This window comes from Microbacterium barkeri (assembly GCF_027921765.1).
Classification (GTDB): domain Bacteria; phylum Actinomycetota; class Actinomycetes; order Actinomycetales; family Microbacteriaceae; genus Microbacterium; species Microbacterium barkeri.
In genome coordinates this window covers 88,781-110,003 of record NZ_BSEJ01000005.1, presented here as the reverse complement: position 1 = coordinate 110,003, position 21,223 = coordinate 88,781, and the positions used below count along the sequence as shown (strand labels likewise).

The 21,223-nt window shown below is 73.0% G+C and carries 23 protein-coding genes; 18 read left to right on the top strand and 5 right to left on the bottom strand.

Features of this window, described 5'->3' with window-relative positions:
- Window positions 1–9: 9 nt before the first annotated feature.
- Window positions 10–678 (top strand): YdeI/OmpD-associated family protein, encoded by a 669-nt coding sequence (locus PKE79_RS06900; protein ID WP_271172945.1) that lies wholly within the window; start codon window positions 10–12, stop codon window positions 676–678.
- A 12-nt stretch (window positions 679–690) separates the two neighbouring features.
- On the opposite strand, the gene PKE79_RS06895 is transcribed toward PKE79_RS06900, so the two are convergent.
- Complete coding sequence (locus PKE79_RS06895; protein WP_271172944.1) at window positions 691–1,188, bottom strand: DUF2306 domain-containing protein; 498 nt, start codon at window positions 1,186–1,188, stop codon at window positions 691–693.
- Window positions 1,189–1,264: 76 nt separating this feature from the next.
- On the opposite strand from PKE79_RS06895, the gene PKE79_RS06890 reads away from it, so the two are divergent.
- Complete coding sequence (locus PKE79_RS06890) at window positions 1,265–1,942, top strand: MerR family transcriptional regulator (protein ID WP_271172943.1); 678 nt, start codon at window positions 1,265–1,267, stop codon at window positions 1,940–1,942.
- A 76-nt stretch (window positions 1,943–2,018) separates the two neighbouring features.
- Window positions 2,019–3,404 carry a glycine--tRNA ligase gene (locus PKE79_RS06885; protein WP_271172942.1) on the top strand — a complete coding sequence of 462 codons (1,386 nt, stop codon included), beginning with the start codon at window positions 2,019–2,021 and terminating at the stop codon, window positions 3,402–3,404.
- A gap of 72 nt (window positions 3,405–3,476) precedes the next feature.
- On the opposite strand, the gene PKE79_RS06880 is transcribed toward PKE79_RS06885, so the two are convergent.
- A complete protein-coding gene (locus PKE79_RS06880) occupies window positions 3,477–4,682 on the bottom strand; it encodes an MFS transporter (protein WP_271172941.1) in 1,206 nt (401 codons plus the stop codon).
- 295 nt (window positions 4,683–4,977) lie between these two features.
- Here PKE79_RS06880 and PKE79_RS06875 point away from each other — a divergent pair, with 295 nt between their 5' ends.
- Genes PKE79_RS06875 through PKE79_RS06860 form a run of 4 tightly spaced genes read left to right on the top strand, consistent with a single transcriptional unit; the run spans window position 4,978 to window position 9,003 of the window.
- Entirely contained in the window at window positions 4,978–6,054 is a 1,077-nt protein-coding gene (locus PKE79_RS06875) for an ABC transporter substrate-binding protein (RefSeq protein ID WP_271172940.1), read from the top strand.
- Window positions 6,051–6,914, top strand: coding sequence for an ABC transporter permease (locus PKE79_RS06870; protein ID WP_271172939.1), 864 nt, complete (start codon window positions 6,051–6,053; stop codon window positions 6,912–6,914). Before PKE79_RS06875 ends, PKE79_RS06870 begins: the two co-directional genes overlap by 4 nt.
- Window positions 6,890–7,651 carry an ABC transporter ATP-binding protein gene (locus PKE79_RS06865; protein WP_374727752.1) on the top strand — a complete coding sequence of 254 codons (762 nt, stop codon included), beginning with the start codon at window positions 6,890–6,892 and terminating at the stop codon, window positions 7,649–7,651. Before PKE79_RS06870 ends, PKE79_RS06865 begins: the two co-directional genes overlap by 25 nt.
- Entirely contained in the window at window positions 7,648–9,003 is a 1,356-nt protein-coding gene (locus tag PKE79_RS06860; RefSeq protein ID WP_271172938.1) for an LLM class flavin-dependent oxidoreductase, read from the top strand. Before PKE79_RS06865 ends, PKE79_RS06860 begins: the two co-directional genes overlap by 4 nt.
- Here the strand turns inward: PKE79_RS06860 and PKE79_RS06855 are convergent.
- The 3 genes from PKE79_RS06855 to PKE79_RS06845 all read right to left on the bottom strand — a co-directional run bounded on the left by PKE79_RS06855 (window position 8,993) and on the right by PKE79_RS06845 (window position 11,485).
- Window positions 8,993–9,418: a DUF1801 domain-containing protein gene (locus PKE79_RS06855; RefSeq protein WP_271172937.1), complete on the bottom strand. Its 426-nt coding sequence runs from the start codon at window positions 9,416–9,418 to the stop codon at window positions 8,993–8,995. The two genes, PKE79_RS06860 and PKE79_RS06855, sit on opposite strands and share 11 nt — an antisense overlap.
- Window positions 9,418–9,990 (bottom strand): HhH-GPD-type base excision DNA repair protein, encoded by a 573-nt coding sequence (locus tag PKE79_RS06850; RefSeq protein ID WP_271172936.1) that lies wholly within the window; start codon window positions 9,988–9,990, stop codon window positions 9,418–9,420. Before PKE79_RS06850 ends, PKE79_RS06855 begins: the two co-directional genes overlap by 1 nt.
- A 199-nt stretch (window positions 9,991–10,189) precedes the next feature.
- Window positions 10,190–11,485 carry a glutamyl-tRNA reductase gene (locus PKE79_RS06845; protein ID WP_271172935.1) on the bottom strand — a complete coding sequence of 432 codons (1,296 nt, stop codon included), beginning with the start codon at window positions 11,483–11,485 and terminating at the stop codon, window positions 10,190–10,192.
- Window positions 11,486–11,596: 111 nt separating this feature from the next.
- On the opposite strand from PKE79_RS06845, the gene hemE reads away from it, so the two are divergent.
- The 11 genes from hemE (at window position 11,597) to PKE79_RS06790 (ending at window position 21,213) form a co-directional block, all read left to right on the top strand.
- Window positions 11,597–12,631, top strand: coding sequence for a uroporphyrinogen decarboxylase (hemE, locus tag PKE79_RS06840; RefSeq protein ID WP_271172934.1), 1,035 nt, complete (start codon window positions 11,597–11,599; stop codon window positions 12,629–12,631).
- Between the two features lie 19 nt (window positions 12,632–12,650).
- The gene (locus PKE79_RS06835) at window positions 12,651–14,144 is read left to right on the top strand and encodes a protoporphyrinogen/coproporphyrinogen oxidase (RefSeq protein ID WP_271172933.1); all 1,494 of its coding nucleotides are present in this window, start codon (window positions 12,651–12,653) and stop codon (window positions 14,142–14,144) included.
- Window positions 14,145–14,256: 112 nt separating this feature from the next.
- Window positions 14,257–14,586 carry a hypothetical protein gene (locus PKE79_RS06830; RefSeq protein ID WP_271172932.1) on the top strand — a complete coding sequence of 110 codons (330 nt, stop codon included), beginning with the start codon at window positions 14,257–14,259 and terminating at the stop codon, window positions 14,584–14,586.
- Window positions 14,586–15,002 (top strand): phage holin family protein, encoded by a 417-nt coding sequence (locus PKE79_RS06825; protein WP_271172931.1) that lies wholly within the window; start codon window positions 14,586–14,588, stop codon window positions 15,000–15,002. Before PKE79_RS06830 ends, PKE79_RS06825 begins: the two co-directional genes overlap by 1 nt.
- Complete coding sequence (locus PKE79_RS06820; protein WP_271172930.1) at window positions 14,992–15,279, top strand: hypothetical protein; 288 nt, start codon at window positions 14,992–14,994, stop codon at window positions 15,277–15,279. Before PKE79_RS06825 ends, PKE79_RS06820 begins: the two co-directional genes overlap by 11 nt.
- Before the next feature lie 80 nt (window positions 15,280–15,359).
- Window positions 15,360–16,037, top strand: coding sequence for a hydrogen peroxide-dependent heme synthase (hemQ, locus tag PKE79_RS06815; RefSeq protein ID WP_271172929.1), 678 nt, complete (start codon window positions 15,360–15,362; stop codon window positions 16,035–16,037).
- Window positions 16,034–17,026 carry a hydroxymethylbilane synthase gene (hemC, locus tag PKE79_RS06810; protein ID WP_271172928.1) on the top strand — a complete coding sequence of 331 codons (993 nt, stop codon included), beginning with the start codon at window positions 16,034–16,036 and terminating at the stop codon, window positions 17,024–17,026. The genes hemQ and hemC overlap by 4 nt, the downstream gene beginning before the upstream one ends.
- A gap of 17 nt (window positions 17,027–17,043) precedes the next feature.
- Window positions 17,044–17,880 (top strand): uroporphyrinogen-III synthase, encoded by an 837-nt coding sequence (locus PKE79_RS06805; protein ID WP_271172927.1) that lies wholly within the window; start codon window positions 17,044–17,046, stop codon window positions 17,878–17,880.
- The gene (gene hemB / locus PKE79_RS06800) at window positions 17,877–18,851 is read left to right on the top strand and encodes a porphobilinogen synthase (RefSeq protein ID WP_271172926.1); all 975 of its coding nucleotides are present in this window, start codon (window positions 17,877–17,879) and stop codon (window positions 18,849–18,851) included. Before PKE79_RS06805 ends, hemB begins: the two co-directional genes overlap by 4 nt.
- Window positions 18,852–19,046: 195 nt before the next feature.
- A complete protein-coding gene (gene hemL / locus PKE79_RS06795) occupies window positions 19,047–20,369 on the top strand; it encodes a glutamate-1-semialdehyde 2,1-aminomutase (protein ID WP_271172925.1) in 1,323 nt (440 codons plus the stop codon).
- A gap of 121 nt (window positions 20,370–20,490) precedes the next feature.
- On the top strand, window positions 20,491–21,213 hold the full coding sequence (locus PKE79_RS06790) for a DUF2786 domain-containing protein (protein ID WP_271172924.1): 723 nt from the start codon (window positions 20,491–20,493) through the stop codon (window positions 21,211–21,213).
- Window positions 21,214–21,223 lie beyond the last annotated feature (10 nt).

The window sequence follows — 21,223 nt, the reverse complement described above, 5'->3', positions numbered from 1 at the left end:
CCTGTTCGCGTGAGCACTTCCCCCGAGCCCGGCACTCCGGGAGGGACCCCCGAGCGGCCCGCCGTGTTCTTCCGCGACGCCGCGGAGTTCCGCGCGTGGCTCGAGCGGAACCACGACACCGCGACCGAGCTGTGGATGGGCCTGCGGCTCGCGCATGTGCCCGACCGCGGGCTCACGTGGGGCGATGCCGTGATCGAGGCGCTGTGCTTCGGATGGATCGACTCGGTCTCGCAGAGGATCGACGACGACTCGAGGCGGCAGCGCTGGACCCCGCGCAAGCGCGGGAGCACCTGGTCGCGCGTCAACATCGCGCACGTCGAGCGGCTGCTCGCGGAGGGGCGGATGCACCCCGCCGGGATCGCGGCGTTCGAGCGCCGCACCGAGGCGCGCACCGGGACGTACTCGCACGAGAATCCCGAGGCCGAGCTCACGGCCCCGCTACAGGCGATCGTCGACGCCTCGCCGGGCGCGGTCGCCTTCCTCGCCGAGGCGACGCCGGGCTACCGCAAGGCCGTCCGCCATTGGATCATGTCGGCGAAGCAGGAGACCACGCGCGAACGCCGGGCGCGTCAGCTCGTCGAGGACTGCGAGGCGGGGCGGCTCGTGCCGCCGCAGCGGCCCGGCGCGACGCCCGCGTGGCTCGCGCGTGCCGCGGCAGCGGCGCAGGCGGCCCGGTGACGCCTCCCGCCGTCAGCGGATGAGCGCTGCCCGCGGCATGCGACGGCGGGCCGGGGCGCCGAAGCGCGCGAGCACGAACGCGACCCACGCCGTCGCGGCGATGACGATCGCGGCGACGGCTGACCAGAGCACCACGGGGTCCGACACGGCGAGCGTGGGGATGAAGCGGCCGGGGACGAATGCCGCGAACGCGCCGGCGGCGAGTGCGCCCAGCCAGGAGCCCACCATGTTGCCGATGTGCGAGCGCACATTGCCGCGGCGGATGGCGATCACGCCGAGGGTCGTGGTGGCGAACGTGAAGATCGCGAGCGCGTGGAAGACGGTGAAGCCGCCGATCGTGTAGATGAACATCCCCGAGACGCAGACGAGGTACATGGCGATGACCCACGTGCGGCCGAGGGCCTTGTGGGCGCGGTCCTTGCGACGACGGAGGATGTTGACCGGCGCGAGGAGGATGACGAGCGATGCCGCGATCGCGTGGATCGGGATGAGGAGCGCGTGCGGGTCCATGCTCACAAGATAGAGTCGCTATCCAATGCGGCGCATCCTGGATAGCGCTGGGCCGCCGCGCTATCCGAGGAGGGGCATGAAGCTCAGCGAACTGGCCGCGCGCACCCGCACATCGACCGCGACGCTCAAGTTCTGGATCCGGGAAGGGATCCTGCCGCCCGGCGAGCTCCGCAACCAGACCACCGCCGTCTACGGCGAGGGGCACGTCGAGCGGATCGCGCTCGTGCGCACGCTGCGGGAGGAGTTCGACCTGCCGATCGCGCGGATCCGGGCGCTCGTCGTGCGCATCGACGACCCCCGCGTCCCGCTCCTGGACATCATGGAGGAGTGCCAGCTCATCGCGACGGGGCTGCGCGCGGGTGACGCCGGGCAGGACGCGCGCGTGCCGAGGCTGCTCGCCGATGTCGGATGGCCCGACGCGACGAGCGTCGCGCGCGACGCGCTCTCCGCGGCCCTGCGCGATGCGGAGGCGGTCGGCGTCACGTTCGGGCGGGAGGCCCTCGCCCGGTACGCGCGGATGCTCGCCGAGTTCGCCCGTGAGGACATCGCGTCCATCCGCACGGACGGCACCCGGGATGCCGTCGCGCGGGCGCTGCTGCAGGGCGCGGCGGCGCAGACGCGCGTCCTCGTCGCCCTGAACCAGCTCGCGCACACGTCCGCTGCGATCTCGGACGCGCTCGCCCGCGCGCAGGCCGGCGGCACGGCGCTCGGCGCGGGTCCGGCGGAGGCCGACCCCGCCGGACCCGCGGACTAGGATTGAGGGGGTGCCCGGATCCCGTCGCGGAACCGCTCACGGCGCCCTCGCCCCCTTTCCGACCATTGGAGCCACCGTGGCCGAGCAGTCCCGCCTCGACAAAGTCATCGCCCTCGCCCGTCATCGCGGGTTCGTGTTCCAAGCGGGCGAGATCTACGGCGGTTCGAGGTCCGCGTGGGACTACGGCCCCCTCGGCACCGAGCTCAAGGAGAACATCCGCCGTCAGTGGTGGCAGACGTTCGTGCGCGGCCGCGGCGACATGGTGGGCCTCGACTCGTCGATCATCCTGCCGACCAAGGTCTGGCAGGCGTCCGGCCACGTCGCGACCTTCACCGACCCGCTCGTCGAGTGCCTGCAGTGCCACAAGCGCCACCGCGAGGACCACCTCATCGAGGCGTACGAGGCCAAGAAGGGCCGTGCCCCCGAGAACGGGATGGCCGACATCGTGTGCCCCGACTGCGGTACGCGCGGCCAGTGGACCGAGCCGCGCTCGTTCTCGGGCCTCATGAAGACCTACGTGGGCGTCGTCGACGACGAGTCGGGCCTGCACTACCTGCGCCCCGAGACGGCCCAGGGCATCTTCGTGAACTTCGCGAACGTCGTGACGGCCGCGCGCAAGAAGCCCCCGTTCGGCGTCGGCCAGGTCGGCAAGGCGTTCCGCAACGAGATCACGCCCGGCAACTTCATCTTCCGCACCCGCGAGTTCGAGCAGATGGAGATCGAGTTCTTCGTGCCCCCGGCCGAGGCCGGCGAGTGGTTCGAGCACTGGGTCGACGCATGCTGGAACTGGTTCGTTGACCTCGGCATCGACCCGGCGCACATGCGCAAGTTCGACGTCCCGGACGGCGAGCGCGCGCACTACTCCGACCGCACGATCGACGTCGAGTACGAGTTCGGCTTCGCGGGCAAGGGCTGGGGCGAGCTCATGGGCATCGCCAACCGCACCGACTTCGACCTGTCGAACCACATCGAGAACTCCGGCTCGAACCTCTCGTTCTTCGACCAGGCCTCGGGTGAGAAGTACGTGCCGTACGTCATCGAGCCGTCGTTCGGCCTCACCCGCTCGATGATGGCGTTCCTCGTCGACGCGTACCGCGAGGAGGAGGTGCCGAACGCGAAGGGCGGCACCGACACCCGCACCGTGCTGCGCCTCGACCCGCGCCTCGCCCCGGTCAAGGTCGCCGTCCTCCCGCTGTCGCGCAACGAGCGCCTCTCGCCGCTCGCCCGCGAGGTCGCCGATCAGCTGCGGGTCTCGTGGAACGTCGACTTCGACGACGCCGGTGCGATCGGCCGCCGCTACCGCCGTCAGGACGAGATCGGCACGCCGTTCTGCGTCACGGTCGACTTCGACTCGCTCGAGGACCGCGCGGTCACGGTCCGCGACCGCGACACGATGGGCCAGGAGCGCATCCCGCTCGAGGGCCTGCACGCCTACCTCGCCGAGCGCCTCCGCGGCGCCTGATCGGCGCAGAAGCGCCCCGTCCGGCCGAGCGGGTCACCCGGAGCCGGACGGGGCGCTTCTGCGTGTCCGCCCTCAGGGGCGGGCGCCGGGCCTCGGGATCTGCAGCACGGCGAGCACGGCCAGCACCGCGGCACCGGCGTAGAGGTAGAACGCCCCGGGGTAGGCGGTTCCGGCCGCGACCATGAGCCCGGTCGCCCAGGGGCCCGCGATCGCGCCGAAACGGCCGATGCCCGAGGTGAGCCCGATGCCGGTCGCGACGAGGGTGCGCGGATAGACGTGCCCCGCGAACGCGTACATGAGGGTCTGGGCGCTGAAGACGAAGACCCCCGTGACGAAGATCGCCGTCGTGAGCACGAGCTGCGAGTCGAACGGGATCGACAGCACGACGAGGAGCACCGCCGCGGCGCCGAACCAGATCATGCCGACGCCCTTGATGCCGCGGGCGTCGGCCGCGAAGGCGCTGATGACGAGCCCGGCGATGGCCCCGAGGTTCAGCACGAACAGCATGATGAGCGAGTCGGCGACCGGGTAGCCCGCTGCCCCCATGATCTTCGGCAGCCACGCGTTCAGGCCGTACACGAGCACGAGGCCCATGAACGTCGCGACCCAGAGTCCGATCGAGGAGCGCACGTAGCGCGGCTTCAGGACGTCGGCGATCGACGTGCGCTCGGCCTGCGCGCGCAGCTCGGCGGGGGCCGTCTCGGGCAGCCGCAGCCAGAGCACGGCGAAGAGGACGACGCCGAGCCCACCGCCCAGGTAGTAGAGGAGCGACCACTCCGCGCCGGCGAACCGCCCCGCGAGTGAGGCGAGCACCGCCCCGAGGTGGTAGCCGATCATGGGGATGTTGTTCGCGAGCGCGCGCCGCCCCGTCGGAGCGACCTCCTGCATCATCGCGAGGGCCACGGGCATGCAGCCGCCGAGCCCGAGGCCCGCGATGAGGCGGCTCGCGCCCATCCACACCGCATCGGGCATGAGCGGGAACGCGATCGTGAAGACGGAGAAGACGGCGACCGCGATGAGAAGCGGCGTGCGGCGGCCGAAGCGGTCTGCGATGCGCCCCATCATCGCCGCGCCGAGCCCGACCCCGACGAGCGAGACCGTGTTCACGAGGTTCATCTCGCCGACCGAGAAGCCCCCGATGGCGGGATCGGTCAGCACCGGGATCGTGGCGCCCAGGGCGACGATGTCGTACCCCTCGAACACCACGATGAGGAAGCAGAGGATGCCGATCCAGGTGCGGCTGCGGGTGCGCGCGGATGGCGCGGCGGTCTCGGTCATGACGTCGTCGTCTCCTCGGGTCGTCTCGCCGCGCCCCCGTGCGCGACGATGCACCGGGACATGCTGTCAGAGCCCCGCCGCGGAGCCGGGCCGTTCTCCCGGTGAGTGGGATTCAGCGCCGCCCGATGAGCGCTCGCCCGCCGTCGACGGGCCCCTCGGCAGCGCGTCACATGCCGCAATGCGCAGACACGCGACTTCATGAGGCGTCTCCCGACTTCACGGCATTGGACGGCGGCTGACGCGGCTTCCAGGATCTCTCCCAACGCACTCGACGACAGGCACGGGAAGGACAGCAATGAACGGGACACTCCGCACATCGACGATCAGCCGACGGGCGGTCGTGATGATGACCGCGGCGGCGCTCGTGGCCCTGACGGGCTGCGCGACGGCCAGCCAGGGGGCGACGGCCGGCGCCGAGCGCGACACGACCGCCCTGCCGTCCGGCGCGCCCGAAGCGGACACGACGCTGCGCGTCGCCGGCCGCACGACGCAGCTCCAGCTCGAGGCGGCGGGCGCCGACCTCGAGGGCCCCGCGTTCACGGTCGGCGAGTGGGTCAACGTCTCTGCCGGGCCCGACGTCATCCAGGCGTTCCGGGCGGGCGCCGCAGACATCGCGCAGAACGCCATCATCCCGCCGATCCAGGCGCACGCGATCGGGTTCGACGCGACGATCGTCGCGGTGCTCGAGCGCCCCGAGCCGTCGTACGTCTACGCGACGGCCGCCGGCTCCTCCATCGACGGCTTCGACGACTTCCGCGGCAAGAAGATCGCGTTCTCGCAGGGGCAGTCGCAGGGCGACACGGTGCTCCGCACTCTCCGGACAGCGGGGATCGCGAACGACGAGGTCGAGCTCGTCCCCCTCCCGAGCACGCAGTTCCTCACCGCGCTGCAGTCGGGGCAGGTCGACGTCGCGCCACTCAGCGAGCCGGCCGTCACGAAGTACATCGATCAGTACGGGGCGGATGGCGCCATCGCCATCCCCTCGGAGGAACCGGACCTGCTCAGCGTCCTCTGGGTGCCGACCGAGCTGCTCGCCGACGAGGAGAACGTGCGCGCGGTGCGCGACTACATCCGCGTCTGGGCGCAGGGCCAGGTCTGGGCTTGGGAGAACGCCGACGCGTGGAAGCAGTTCTACTACGTCGACACCGAGGGAGTGACGGCCGCGGACGCCGACCGCATCTGGGAGACGGCCAACCGCCCCCTGTTCCCCGAGGACTGGGATGTCGCCGTCGACTGGGCGCAGTCGTCGATCGATCTCCTCGCGGAGGGCGGTTTCGTCGAGACCTTCGACGCCGAGGTGCTGTTCGACCGCCGGTTCGAGGGCGACGCGGCCGCGGCCGTGGCCGCCGAGTACCGAGGAGGCGCACGATGACCACCATCGCCCGCCCCGTGGGGCGCATCGCGATCGCCCCCGCGCCCGTCGGCGCGGCGCCCGGGCTCGTCCGCCAGGGCCGTCGCCGTCGACTCGGTCGCCGCCCCGGCCTCCCCGGCGCGCGCCTGCTGGGGCCTCTGCTCGTGCTCATCGTCTGGCAGGCCGCCGCGTGGGCGGGCCTCCTCGATCCGCGTCTGCTGACCGGGCCGGATGCCGTGCTCCGCACCGCCGGCGAGCTCATCGCCGACGGCCGGCTGGGGGAGAGCATCGCCACCTCGCTGGGGCGCGCGCTGCTCGGTCTCGCGGTGGGGACCGTCACGGGCGTCGTGCTCGCCGTGCTCGCGGGTCTGAGCAGGCTCGGCGACTCCCTCATCGACGGGACGCTGCAGGTGAAGCGGGCGGTCCCGAACCTCGCGCTGATCCCGCTCCTCATCCTGTGGCTCGGCATCGGCGAGGAGTTCAAGGTCGTCGTCGTCGCGCTCGGGGTCCTCGTGCCGGTCTACATCAACACCTACAGCGGGCTGACCGGCATCGACCGGCGCTACATCGAGCTCGCGGAATCCCTCGGGCTGAGCCGACGCCAGTACGTGCGCTCGGTCCTCCTGCCGGGCGCCCTCCCCGGGTTCTTCGTCGGATTCCGGCTCGCCGTCGTCGGCTCGTGGACGGCGCTCATCGTCGTCGAGACCATCAACGCCACGTCGGGAATCGGCTACATGATGTCTCAGGCGCAGCTGTACGCGCAGTCCGACATCATCCTCGTCGGCCTCGTCGTGTACGGCGCATTCGGCTTCGCCTCGGATGCGCTCGTCCGCCTGCTCGAGAGGAGGGCGCTCTCGTGGCGACGCACCCTGGGCAGCTGACCGCGGCGGTCGAGATCTCGAGCCTGACGCGGAGGTTCGACGGCCGGACCGTCCTCGACGGCATCGACCTGCGAATCGGGCGGGGCGAGTTCGTCGCCCTCATCGGGCGCAGCGGGTCGGGGAAGAGCACCCTCCTGCGCGCCGTGGCCGGCCTCGACGACGGGGTGGACGGCGGCGGGGACGTCCTCGTCCCCGAGCGCGTCTCGCTCGTGTTCCAGGACTCCCGGCTGCTGCCGTGGCTCCGCGTGCTCGAGAACGTGACCCTCGGGCAGAGCGGGGCGGGCGCCGCCGAACGCGGACGCGGCGTCCTCGCCGAGGTCGGGCTGGCGGGGCGCGAGCGCGCCTGGCCGCATGAGCTGTCCGGCGGCGAGCAGCAGCGCGCGGCGCTCGCGCGGTCGCTCGTGAGCGAGCCGCAGCTGCTCCTCGCAGACGAGCCGTTCGGCGCGCTCGACGCGCTCACGCGCATCCGGATGCACGCCCTCCTGCGGAACCTCCTCGATGTCCACCATCCCGCGGTGCTCCTCGTCACGCACGACGTCGACGAGGCGGTCCTGCTCGCCGACCGCGTCCTCGTCATCGAGAAGGGCCGCTTCGCCCTCGACGTCCCGATCGAGCTCCCGCGCGACCGGAGTCCGCACGATCCTGCGTTCGCGCGCTACCGCGAGCAGCTGCTCGCGTCTCTGGGGGTCTCCCCGCAACCCGGTGCCGCCACCGCGGCCGACAAGGAGGAAAGATGACCACGCGACAGCTGCACCTGAACCTGTTCCTGCACGACACGGGGCACCACGAGGCGTCCTGGCGGCTGCCCGATGCGGATCCGCACGCGCTGCTCGACCTCGCCTATCACCAGCGGCTCGCCCGGATCGCGGAGGACGCGCGCTTCGACTCGCTGTTCCTCGCGGACTCGCCCGTGCTCTTCGGGGACGTCGGGCGCCGCCCGCAGGGGCGCATCGAGCCGACCGTCCTGCTCGCGGCCCTCGCCGTGACGACCTCGCGCATCGGGCTCATCGCGACGGCGTCGACGTCGTACAACGAGCCGTTCAATCTCGCCCGGCGCCTCTCGTCGGTCGACTGGATCTCGGATGGCCGGGCGGGATGGAACATCGTCACCACCGCGGGGGAGGCGGCCGCTCGGAACTTCGGCCTGGAGGACCAGCCGCTGCACCGCGACCGCTACGCGCGCGCCTCGGAGTTCCTCGAGGTCGCGACGAAGCTCTGGGACTCGTGGGAGGACGACGCGGTCGTGGCCGACAAGGCGGCGGGCGTCCACACGCTCGCCGACCGGGTCCGCGCGATCGACCATCGCGGTCCGCACTTCCGCGTGGACGGCCCGCTCAACGCGCCGCGGAGCCCCCAGGCGTACCCCGTGCTCGTCCAGGCCGGCTCGAGCGAGGACGGCAAGGCGTTCGCGGGGCGCTGGGCCGAGGCGGTCTTCACCGCCCAGCCCACGATCGAGGAGGCGCGGGCCTTCGCCGACGACGTCAAGCGGCGCGCCGTCGAGAACGGCCGCGACCCCGAGCACGTGAAGATCCTCCCGGGCATCGTCCCGATCCTCGGCGACACGGAGGAGGAGGCCCGCGAGCTGGAGGCCGAGCTCGATCGGCTCATCCGACCGGAGTATGCGCGCGAGCAGCTCGCGAGGACTCTCCGCGTCGACCCCGAGTCGCTCGCGTTCGACCGCCCGCTGCCCGACGACCTCCCTGACGAGGACGAGATCGAGGGGGCGAAGAGCCGCTATACGCTCATCGTCCAGCTCGCCCGGCGCGAGAGCCTGACCGTCCGCGAGCTGATCGGGCGACTGGGCGGGGGTCGCGGGCACCGGACCTTCACCGGCACCCCCGTTCAGGTCGCCGACACGATCCAGGAGTGGTTCGAGACCGGCGCGGCGGACGGGTTCAACATCATGCCCGCCGTGCTGCCGTCCGGGCTCGAGGCGTTCGCGGAGAAGGTCGTGCCGATCCTGCAGGAGCGCGGGCTGTTCCGCACGGAGTACACGGGGCGCACCCTGCGCGAGCACTACGGCCTGCCGCGCCCGGCGAACCGCCTCTCCGCCGAGGTCGCGTCGCGCGACGCGGTCCTCAGCTCGTGACCTCCAGGGCCATCCCCTCGCTCCCGCCCGCCTCGGCCCAGGCGAGTGAGCGCATGAGAATGCCCCGGAGGACATCGAGATCGGCGTCGGCCAGGCTCTTCAGATAGAGGCAGCCCGCGCCGGTCGTGTGCGGTCCGAGCTGGGCGAGCGCCTCCGTGTGGGCCGCGACGCCGTCGAGCAGGTAGACGGTCGTCGCGGCCCGCCGCGGCGCGAACGCGAGCAGCGCGGTCTCGCCCTCCGTCCCCGTCGCATAGCGGTAGCGGCACGATCCGAATCCGATGATCGTGCCCCAGCGCACGGGCTCGCGGCCGGACACCTCGCGCATGAGGTCGACGAGCGTGTGGGCATCGTCTCGGCGGCGAGCGGGGATGACCGCGGCGAGGAGCTCCTCGACGTCGCCGCCGGTCGGCTGCATCAGGCCTTCGCCTTCGCGGCGGCCTTCATCGCCCGCTTGTGCTCGCGCACCTTGGCGAGCGACTCGGGGCTCGTGATGTCGGCGACCGAGCGGAACGAGCCCTCCTCTCCGTACGCGCCCGCGGCCTCGCGCCATCCGGAGCCGTCGAAGCCGCACTGCTTGCCGAGGAGCGCGAGGAAGATGCGCGCCTTCTGGTCGCCGAATCCGGGCAGGGCCTTCAGCCGCTTCAGGACCTCGGCGCCCGAAGGGTCACCGCGGGTCCAGAGCTGCGCGGCGTCGCCGTCCCAGTCCTCGACGATCGCGCGGCACAGCTGCTGCACGCGCTCGGCCATCGAGCCGGGGTAGCGGTGCACGGCCGGCGTCTGGCGGAACGCCTCGACGAGCGCCTCGGGGTCATGCGACGCGATGGTCGCGGCGTCGACCGCGCCGATCCGCTCGCGGATCTTCTCGGGCCCCGCGAACGCCGTCTCCATCGCGACCTGCTGGTCGAGAAGCATGCCGATGAGGAGCGCGAGGGGGTTCTCGCTGAGAAGCGTGTCTGCGGCGTCGTCGCCCGTGATCGTGAGAGCCATGCTCCTATGGTCTCAGGCCGTGCCGCGACCGCGAGGACCGGACCGGGCGGGACAGAGCGCAGGAGAATTGAGCGGATGGCGGCAGCGCGTGCGCGGGATCGTGCGGATGGTCGACGGTGCGGCCCGCGGATCTCCTGCAATGTGTCCCGGGGGAGGGGTCAGGAAGTCCCGGGGGAGGGCCCGGAAGTCCCGGAAGGGGTCAGGAGGCCTGCGCGTCGCCCGTGAACGGGCAGACCGGCGCCTCGGCCGCGGCCGCAGCGGGGCGCGCGTCGATGCCGAACAGGGTCTCGAGCGCGTCGAAGACCTCGTCGGAGCGTCCCTCGGCCGCCAGCTGACCCGCACGCGCGGTCGGCGTGTGCAGCAGGACGCCCACGAGGTGGCGCAGCGCCTGCTCGACCTGCTCGCCGTCGCCGCGACGTCGGGCACGGTCGACCTCGGCCTGGGTGAGCTCGAACACGTGCTGGCGCAGCGCGACGATCGCGGGCTGCGCGCTCTGCTGGCGGCTCGCGAGGTGGAAGCGCGCCGCGGCGTCCTGCACGATCGCGCGCGCGGCCTCCGTCGCCTGGAGCTCCTCGAGCGGCGCGTGGAGGCGGATGGTCTCGAGGTCGAGCAGCGTGACGCCCGGCACGGTCGCGACGTCGGGGGCGACGTTGCGCGGCATGCCGAGGTCGATGATCATCGCGGCGCCGTCGAACCCGGCGCCCTGCAGGAGGGCCGCGTCGATGACCGGCTCCTCGCGCGACGTGCAGGTGATGACGAGGTCGGACGACGCGGCCACCGCGGCGAACTCGTCGCTCGCGACGCTGAGCAGGCCGTGCTTCGCGGCGAAGCGCGCGCCCCGGCCGGAGGGCGAGTGGACCGTGATGTCGGTCACGCCGTGGTCGCGCAGGGCGGCGAGCGTCGCGGCGGCGTAGGAGCCGGTTCCGACGAGCAGCGTGCGCTCGGTGGTCCAGTCGGCGATGCGGCTGCCCGCGAGGTCGAGCGCCAGCCGCACGAGCGAGCGGCCTGCTCGGCCGAGGGCGGTGCCGTTCTTGACGCCCTTCTGCGTCTCGGTCGCGCGCTGGAAGAGGCGCTCGAGCTCGCTCGAGGTGGTGCCGTGCTCGCGCGCCTCGTCGAGGGCGCGGCGTACCTGGCCGCCGATCTCGCCCTCGCCGACGATGACCGACTCGAGTCCCGAGGCGACGGAGAAGAGGTGCTCGGCGACCTTCGTGCCCGCGGTCACCTCGCAGGCGCCCTCGAGGTCTTCGGGCGTGACGCCCGTGGCCGTGCGGATGGCCTCGTGCGCGGCGGCGAGGCCGGCCTCGCGCGCGGCGCCGGACGGCACGTCGAGGTCGATGTACGCCTCGAAGCGGTTGCACGTCGAGAGCACGACGGTGCCCTTGACGTCCTCGCTGTGGCCCGCGATGAGCGGGGCGACGGCGGTCGTGTGCGTGCTCAGGCGCTCGAGGAGATCGAACGGCGCGGTCTTGTGACTCGCAGACAGGCAGAACAGCACGACAGCCATTCTACCCCGCGTAAAAGTCTCTTCTGAATGATTCATGAAAAGGAAGGGTTGCCTAACCGGCGCTTTCCGCGACTCCGAAGGCGCGGATGGGAGGATGGGGGCATGCCTTCCCCCGATGCGCCGCTGCTGCGCGCCCTGCGCGGCGAGCGCCCCGATACCGCTCCGATCTGGTTCATGCGACAGGCAGGCCGCTCGCTTCCCGAGTACCGCGAGCTCCGCGTCGGCACGCGCATGCTCGACGCGTGCCTCACGCCCGACCTCGCGGCGGAGATCACGCTGCAGCCCGTGCGGCGGCACGGGGTCGACGCGGGCATCTTCTTCAGCGACATCGTCGTGCCGCTCCGGCTCGCGGGCATCGAGGTCGAGATCGTCCCCGGGCGCGGGCCCGTCTTCGCCGACCCCGTGCGCACGCGCGCCGACGTCGACCGCGTGACGGCCATCGACCCCGCGGAGGTCGCGGCGGCCGCCGAGCCCGTGCGCGCCGCGGTGCGCGCCGTCGTCTCGGAGCTCGACGGCGCCCGCACGCCGCTCATCGGCTTCGCGGGGGCGCCCTTCACGCTCGCGGCCTATCTCGTCGAGGGCGGTCCGTCGAAGGAGCACCTGCGCGCCCGTGCCCTGATGCACGCCGACCCCGGCGCGTGGCACGCGCTCGCCGGATGGCTCGCGCAGGTCTCGCGCGCGTTCCTCCAGGCGCAGATCGAGTCGGGGGCTGCGGCCGTGCAGCTGTTCGACTCGTGGGCGGGCTCGCTCGCGCCATCCGATCTGCGCGCGTTCGTGCTCCCGCACTCGACGGCCGCCGTTCAGGGCCTCGACGTGCCGGTCATCCACTTCGGCGTCGGCACGGGCCCCGTGCTCGCCGACATGCGCCTCGGGGGCATCGCGTCCGCGGTCGGCGTCGACTGGCGCGTGCCGCTCGACGAGGCCGCGCGCACCGTCGGCGGCGAGACGACCCTGCAGGGCAACATCGACCCCGCCCTGCTCGCCGCGCCCTGGGAGGTGCTCGAGGCGCACGTCCGCGACGTGCTCGAACGCGGGCGCGCTGCCCGTGCGCACATCGTCAACCTCGGCCACGGCGTCCCGCCGGAGACCGACCCGACGGTGCTGACGCGCATCGTCGAGCTCGTCCACTCGGTCTGATCGTCGGAGGAGGCACACCGTGACGGAGCAGCTCGACGAGCTCTACGCCCACGCTCATGAGAAGCACGTCGTCGTCGTGGGCGGCGGCGTCGCGGGCCTGATCGCCGCGTGGGAGTGCGCCAAGGTGGGCATGCGCGTGACCGTGCTCGAGGCCGGCGAGCGCCCGGGCGGCGTGCTGCGCTCGGCCGAGGTGGGCGGCGTCGTCCTCGATCTCGGAGCGGAGAGCTTCGCGACCCGCGGCGGCCACGTCCGCGCGCTGATCGACGAGCTCGGGCTGTCGGACGACGTCGTGGCGCCGGGCACGGGCGCTGGGGGCGCGTGGGTCGCCGGCGTGCCCGGCGTGGGGGCGGCCCCGCTGCCGAAGGGCGGCGTGCTCGGCATCCCCGCCAACCCCTTCGCGGAGGACGTCCGACGGATCCTCGGCTGGGGCGGCGCCTGGCGCGCCTACCTCGACCGGCTGAAGCCCGTGCTCACGATCGGCCACGAGCACAGCCTGGGGCGCCTCGTGCGGTCGCGGCTCGGCGAGAAGGCCCTCGATCGGCTCGTCGCGCCCGTCACGACCGGGGTGTACTCGGCGCATCCCGACGACATCGACCCCGACGTCGCGGCGCCGGGGCTCAACGCGGCGCTCACCCGCACCGGATCGCTCACCGGCGCCGTCGCCGACCTCGCGGGCGCGCGCACGTCCGCTCCGGGAGGTGCCGTGCTCGGTCTGCGCGGCGGGATGGCGCGGCTCGCGGACGCGCTCGTCGAGCGTCTGGAGGTGCTCGGCGCCGAGGTCAGGACCCGCGCCGCCGTCGACGGGCTCGAGCGCGCGGGCGCGACCTGGACCATCCGCCTCGCGGCCCGCGAGGAGCGCGACGAGGACGACGCCGTGAGCGGTCCCGCTGTCGACGTCGGGCCGCTCGAGGCGGACGTGGTCGTCGTCGCGATCGGTGAGGCGGGTGCACGTCGCCTCCTCGCGCCGCACGTGACCGGCCTCGCCGCCGAGCCGGCACGCCCCGGCCCGGTCGTCGAGATCGTCACGCTCGTCCTCGACGCCCCGGAGCTCGACGCGAAGCCGCGGGGGACGGGCGTGCTCACCGTTCCGGGATCGCACCGTGCGAAGGCCCTCACCCACGCGACCGCGAAATGGCAGTGGGTCGCGGAGGCCGCCGGCGCGCACCGTCACGTCGTCCGGGTCTCGTTCGGCACCCAGAACGAGGAGCCGGCCACCGCGGGCCTCGACGACGACGAGGCGGCGGCCCTCGCGCTGGAGGAGGCGAGCGCCCTGCTCGGCGTCGCACTCGCACCGCATCAGCTCGCAGGCGCCCGGCGTGAGCGCTTCCTCCAGGCGCAGCCGGCCGCGACCGTCGGACTCAAGGCGGCGACCGCGCAGGCGCGCGCGGCCATCCAGACCGCTCCTGGCATCGGCGCCGTCGGCGCCTGGCTCGCAGGGACGGGACTCGCTCAGGTCGTGCCCGACGCGATCGCGGAGGCGGAGCGGGTGCGACGCCGCGCGCTCTTCTCGTGACCTGACCCGAGTACACCCGCGGGCGCTCTCGCGCAAGGCGGATGCCGAAAGCGGCATACACGGTTACTGTGGGACACCAGGGCAGCACCCGAAACGACGTGAGGAGAACCCGATGCGGGGGAAGCTGGGACTCGTGATCGGCCTCGGAGTGGGCTACGTGCTCGGCACGCGAGCCGGCCGCGAGCGCTACGAGCAGATCAAGGAGAAGGCGCAGGAGGTGTGGGAGCTCCCCATCGTCCAGGCGCAGGCCGAGAAGGCGACGAAGCTCGCCAAGTCGAGCGCGCTCGCGATCCCCCGCGCCGCCTGGAACGGCGCGATCAAGGTCGTCAAGGCGGCCACGACGCCCGGCACCCCGGGGCAGCGTCTCGATGCGGCGCTCGGCGAGGCGGAGGACGCCGCCGACGACGTCAAGCAGGAGGCGCAGCGGAAGGCTGCCGGCTGATGGCGCAGCTTCCGCCGTCGCCGGTGCGGGACCGCGCCGACGACAGTCTCTTCTCGCTGATCGGCGACCTGCCGGAGCTCGTCCGCAACCTCGTCGTCGCCGAGGTCAACGCGGCGAAGAAGTGGGCGATCGCCGCCGCGAAGGACGCGGGCTTCGGCACCGGCTGGATGATCGTCGCGCTGTTCTTCGTGTTCTGGGCGATCCCGGCCTTCCTCGCGTTCGTCATCGCGCTCCTGTCGCTGTGGCTGCCGGTGTGGGCGTCGGCCCTCATCGTGTTCGGCGTCGGCCTCGTGCTCGCTGCGGTGTTCGCGCTGCTCGGCCTGCTCCGGTTCAAGCACCTCGCGAAGAGCGAGAACCCCGCCCGCGCCGTGCAGACGGACGTCGCCATCGTCAAGGAGGTCGCAGATGAGTTCTGACCGTGCACGCGCCGAGGAGCGGCTCGCGAAGACGGTCGTGCCCAGCGGGATCTCCGACCCGGTCGAGCTCGCGCGGGCGGAGCTCAAGGCCGCGCTCGCCGCGATCGAGGTCAAGGGCAACCTGCCGCGTCGAGCGGCCGAGGCCAGCCAGCGCGGCGCGGTGAAGGCGCGGGCGTTCGCGCAGCGCAGCCCCGTGGCGGCAGCGGCCGCCGCGGCGGGCGTCGCCGCGGCCGTCGGGCTCGCGATCTGGGGCGTCGCGCGGATCATCGCGCGCTGATCGGTGGCGAGGCCCTCCGCTCCCGTCAAGGGGGAGGGCCTCGTTTTCGCCTTCTCGCGACGCGGGAGCATGATGGAGTCATGTCTGCAGCACCCGAGACGACCGGCGACAACTACAGCCTCTGGGCGGTGTGGCGGCGGAACCCCGACCGCCCCGTGACGGAGCCCGACGCGACCGAGCTCGAGGACATCGTCGCCCTGCTCGAGGGCGAGGGCGTGACGATCCGCGGCTTCTACGACGTCAGCGGCCTGCGCGCCGACGCCGACCTCATGGTCTGGCTGCACGGCGCCGTCGCCGAGGACCTGCAGCGGGCCGTGCGCCGGCTGCGCCGCACCGAGCTGCTCAAGGACCTCCTGCCGACGTGGAACGCGATGGCCGTCCACCGCGACGCGGAGTTCAACAAGCGGCACATCCCCGGCTACCTCCGCGGCATCCCCGCGAAGGGCTGGCTCACGGTGTACCCGTTCGTGCGCAGCCACGAGTGGTACCTGCTGCCCGAGGACGAGCGCCGCACGATGCTCGCCGACCACGGCCGCAAGGGCGCCGCGTTCTCGGGAGTCGTCGCGAACACGATGGCGTCGTTCGCCCTGGGCGACTACGAGTGGATGCTCCCGATGGAGTCGGACGAGCTCAACGAGCTCGTCGACATGATGCGCGAGCTGCGCTACACCGAGGCCCGTCGCCACGTGCGCGAGGAGGTGCCGTTCTTCACGGGTCGACGCATCCCCGCGTCGGCCGTGCCCGAGGTGCTCCAGTGACCAGGCCCATCCGTCTCGGCACGCGCCGGAGCGCTCTCGCGACGGCGCAGTCGTCACAGATCGCCCGCGCTCTCGAGCAGCAGGCGGGGCGGCCCGTCGAGCTCGTGCCGATCGTCTCGGAGGGCGACACATCGCGCGCGTCGCTGTCGCAGCTCGGCGGGACGGGCGTCTTCGCGACGCGCCTGCGCGAGGCGCTGCTGCGCGACGAATGCGATCTCCTCGTGCACTCCCTGAAGGACCTCCCGACCGCCGACGCCCCCGGCCTCGTCATCGCGGCGACCCCCGCGCGGGCGGACGCGCGCGACGTCGTGCTCACGCGCGACGGCGTGCGGCTGGGCGACCTCGCCCCCGGTGCGCGGATCGGCACGGGCTCGCCTCGCCGCATCGCGCAGGTCCGGCGCGCGAACGCGGGTGTCGAGCTCCACGACATCCGCGGCAACGTCGACTCCCGCATGCAGCGCGTGCGCGACGGCGAGCTCGACGCGATCGTGCTGGCCGCGGCGGGCCTGTCGCGCCTCGGAGCCGACATCGACCTCGCTCTCGAGCCGCAGGACCTGAGCGGATGGCCGACGGCCGCGGGGCAGGGAGCTCTCGCCGTCGAGACCCGCAGCGACATCGACGAGGACCTCTTCGCGGCCATCCGCGCCCTCGACGACCCCGCGACCCGCTTCGCCGTGACGGTCGAACGGGCGATCCTCGCGGGCGTCGAAGCCGGGTGCCATGCGCCCCTCGGGATCCACGCCGTCCTCCGGGGCGAGCAGCTCTCGGTCACGGCGGTCGCGTACGGCCGCGAGCCGGGCGAGGAGATCGCCGTCGAGCACGCCGAGGCCGTGGCGCAGGAGTATATTCGTCCTGAGGGCGGAAGCGACGGTGCGGACTCCGCCCGGCGCGTCGTCCCCCGACGAGCGAGCGAGATCGGCACCGCTGTCGCCGGTCGGCTTCTCGACCGAGGGGCGTCCGACCTCGTCTCCCCCTCGACCACACCATGACGAAGCCAGTGGAACACATGACCGGAAAGCCTCTCGCCGGATGGCGGGTGCTCGTGCCTCGCGGCGGCCCGTGGGGCGATGGCGTCGCGGCGCGTCTGCGTGCCGACGGCGCGACGCCGGTCATCGCGCCGCTCATCAACTTCGCCCCGACGGAGGACAAGGCCGCCCTCGAGCAGGCGCTGCGCGACCTCGCCGACGGCATGTTCGACTGGCTCACCGTGACGAGCGCGACGACCGTCGACGTCCTCTACTCCTACGGCGCGACCATCCCCGAGAGCACGAAGGTCGCGGCGGTCGGCGAGACGACCGCGACCGCGCTGCAGGCCGTCGGGTACGGCGTGGACCTCGTGCCCGACACCGACAACTCCGCAGCCGGACTCGCAAGGCAGCTCCTCGCCCGGGAGTCTGAGCCCCGCCGCATCCTGACCCTGCGCAGCGAGATCGCCAAGCCCGTTCTCACCGACGCCCTCATCGCCGCGGGGCACGACGTGCACAGCGTCGTCGCGTACCGCACGGTGGGCGTGCCCGCCCCGGAGCGCGCGCACCGCGACGTGCTCAACGGCCGCATCAACGCCATCCTCGTGACGAGCGGCTCGGTCGCCGAGCAGGTGCGCGAGCAGTTCCCCGACATCCCCGATCAGACGATCATCGCTGCGATCGGCCCCCGCACCGCGCGCGACGCCGACGCCGTCGGGCTGCCGATCCACCTCGTCGCACCGCGGCAGACCATCGAGTCGCTCATCGACTCCCTCGCGAAGATCCCGGTGCCCGAGCCGACCGAGGAGGCCAGGGCCATCCCGCCCACGACGCCGACCGACGTCGTCCGGATCCCCGGGATGAAGGCGCGCCGATGACCTTCCCCGTGCACCGGCCGCGGCGCCTCCGCCAGTCGCCGGCCGTCCGCCGGCTCATGCGCGAGACGCACCTCGCGCCATCCCAGCTCGTGCTGCCCGCCTTCGTGCGGGAGGGCATCGCCGAGCCCGTCGAGATCTCGTCGATGCCCGGCGTGCGCCAGCACACGCTCGACTCCCTCCGCCGGGCCGCCGTCGAGGCGGCGGAGGCCGGAGTCGGCGGCATCATGCTCTTCGGCGTGCCGGCCGTGCGCGACGCGGTGGGATCGGGAGCCGACGATCCCGAGGGCATCCTCAACGTCGCCGTGTCGGCGCTCGCATCGGAGGTCGGCGACGCCCTCGTCGTGCAGGCCGACCTGTGCCTCGACGAGTTCACCGACCACGGGCACTGCGGCGTGCTGACGCCCGACGGCGGTGTCGACAACGACGCGACGCTCGAGCGATACGCCGCGATGGCCCTCGCTCAGGCGCGCGCGGGTGCGACGCTGCTCGGACTCTCGGGCATGATGGATGGCCAGGTTGCGGCCGTCCGCGAGGCGCTCGAGTCCGAGGGCTTCGTCGACGCGATCGTGATGGCGTACTCGGCGAAGTACGCGGGCGCGTTCTACGGGCCGTTCCGCGAGGCGGTCGACTCGCAGCTGAAGGGCGACCGGCGCACCTACCAGATGGACCCCGGCAACGCGCGCGAGGGAGTTCGCGAGGCGGTGATCGACGTCGAGGAGGGCGCCGACATCGTCATGGTCAAGCCCGCGCTGCCGTACCTCGACGTGCTCGCCGACGTGCGTGCGGCCGTCGACGTGCCCGTCTGGGCGTACCAGGTGTCGGGCGAGTACGCGATGATCGAGGCCGCGAGCGCGAACGGCTGGATCGACCGCCGCGGCGCGATCGAGGAGTCGCTCCTCGGCATCCGCCGCGCCGGCGCCGACGCCATCCTCACGTACTGGGCCGTCGAGGCCGCGCGCTGGCTCCGCTGATCTGGTAGGCGCGGCGTCGTCCGGGCGCGGCGGGTTCGCCGCGTTTCGGGGCGGACGGGGGCGGGTTCGCCGCGTTTCGGGGAAGCACGCCGTGAGCGCTGCCGCGAATCGCGTCCATTCGGCCCGGGTTCGCCGCGTTTCGCGGCGGACGTCCTCGCACGCTTCGCCCATCCGCGGCGCGGGAGAATGGGACGCATGACCGATCGCAACGACGTCCTGTTCGAGCACGCCCGCGAAGTGATCCCGGGCGGCGTGAACTCGCCCGTGCGGGCGTACGGCTCGGTCGGCGGGACGCCCCGGTTCCTCGCGTCGGCGCGCGGGGCATACGTGACGGATGCCGCTGGCCGCGAGTACGTCGACCTGGTCGCCTCGTGGGGCCCGGCTCTGCTCGGTCATGCGCATCCTGAGGTCGTCGCCGCGGTGCAGGAGGCGGCGGCGCGCGGTCTGTCATTCGGCGCTCCGACCGAGGGCGAGGTCGAGCTGGCCGATCTCATCGTCGACCGGGTGCAGGCCGGCGGCCTCCGTCCGGTCGAGCAGGTGCGCCTCGTCTCGACGGGCACCGAGGCGACCATGACCGCCATCCGCCTCGCGCGCGGCGTCACGGGCCGCGACCTCGTGCTCAAGTTCGACGGCAACTACCACGGGCACTCCGACGGGCTCCTCGCGGCGGCGGGCTCCGGCGTCGCGACGCTCGCCCTCCCCGGCACGGCGGGGGTGCCCGCGCCGATCGCGGCGCAGACGCTCGTCGCCCCGTACGGCGACCTCGACGCGGTGCGCGAGATCTTCGCGGTCCGCGGCGACGAGATCGCCGCGATCATCGTGGAGGCCGCGCCCGCCAACATGGGGGTCGTGCGGCCGGCGCCCGGCTACAACGCGGCGCTCGCGCAGATCGCGCACGACGCGGGAGCGCTGCTCATCCTCGACGAGGTGCTCACGGGCTTCCGCGTGCACCCGGCGGGGCACTGGGGGCTCCAGGTCGAGGCGGGCGAGGCCTTCGAGCCCGACATCATCACGTTCGGCAAGGTCGTGGGCGGCGGCATGCCTCTCGCAGCGCTCGGCGGCAAGCGCGCCGTCATGGACCAGCTCGCTCCCGTCGGCCCCGTCTACCAGGCCGGCACCCTCTCGGGGAACCCGCTGTCCGTCGCCGCCGGCATCGCGACGCTGCGTCTGGCCACTCCCGAGGTCTACGCGGCCGTCGACGCCGCCGCGGCCACGGTCGCCGACGCGCTGGCCGCCGCGCTCTCGGCGGAGGGCGTCGTCCACGCGATCCCGCGCGCCGGCAACCTCTTCGGGCTCGCGTTCCTGCCCGAGGCGCCCGCCGACTACGCGACCGCGAAGACACAGGAGGCGTTCCGCTACACGCCGTTCTTCCACGCGATGCTGGAGGCGGGCGTCGCGCTGCCCCCGAGCGTGTTCGAGGCGTGGTTCCTCACGGTGGCGCACGACGACGAGGCGCTCGCTCGCATCGTCGACGCGCTGCCCGCAGCCGCGCGGGCCGCCGCGGCCGCGACCTCCTGAGCCGCGACGCCCTCTGCACAGGCGGCTCCCGCCGGCGCGCCCTCCCCAGGCGAACCGTGTGCGCGCCGCCGACGGGGGTGGTCCCTCCGAGGATGTGACGCATCCGACCGAGGAGGAGACCATGACCGACGCCAAGCTCGACCTCATCGCGAAGCTGCTCGCGAAGGCCGAGAGCACGACACCCGAAGAGGCTGAGGCGCTCACCGAGCACGCCGAGCGCCTCATGGTGAAGTACGGGATCGGGCAGGCGCTGCTCGATGAGAGACGTGCTCGACAGGGCGAGACGCAGGACCCCGTCGTCGAGGAGCAGATGCTCTTCACGGGCGCCTACGCGCGCGACCTCCGAGAGCTCGGCGGCGGGGTCGCGCGCGCCCTCGGCACGATCCGGCCGCTCATCGCCGACTCCGCTCGCGGATCGGTGCTGTATCTCGTCGGGTTCGCGTCCGACGTGCAGCAGGCGCGCGTTCTCATCGCGAGCCTGCGCGTCCAGGCGCTCGTGGCGATGCGCGCATGGTGGCTCATCGAGCGAGCGTCGTATGACTGGTGCTTGGACAGCGACCGCCGTCGCGCGCGCAGCGGGTTCGTCCGCGGATTCGGGGCCGGCGCCGCGGCGCGGATCGCCGAGAACCGCCGCGCGATCATCGAGGAGGCGGGGAGCGGAACCGACCTCGTCCTCGCGTCACGTCGAAGCCGGGTCGATGCCTACGTCGACGCGCTCTCCCCGAGGAGAGGGCGCCGGCGCCAGGGGGCCGACGCGGGCGCGTTCGCGTCGGGGCACCGCTCCGGCCGTCAGGCGAACACGGGCGAGGCCGCGATCGGCGCGAGAAGGGGCCTCCCGCGATGAGGCACCGCGG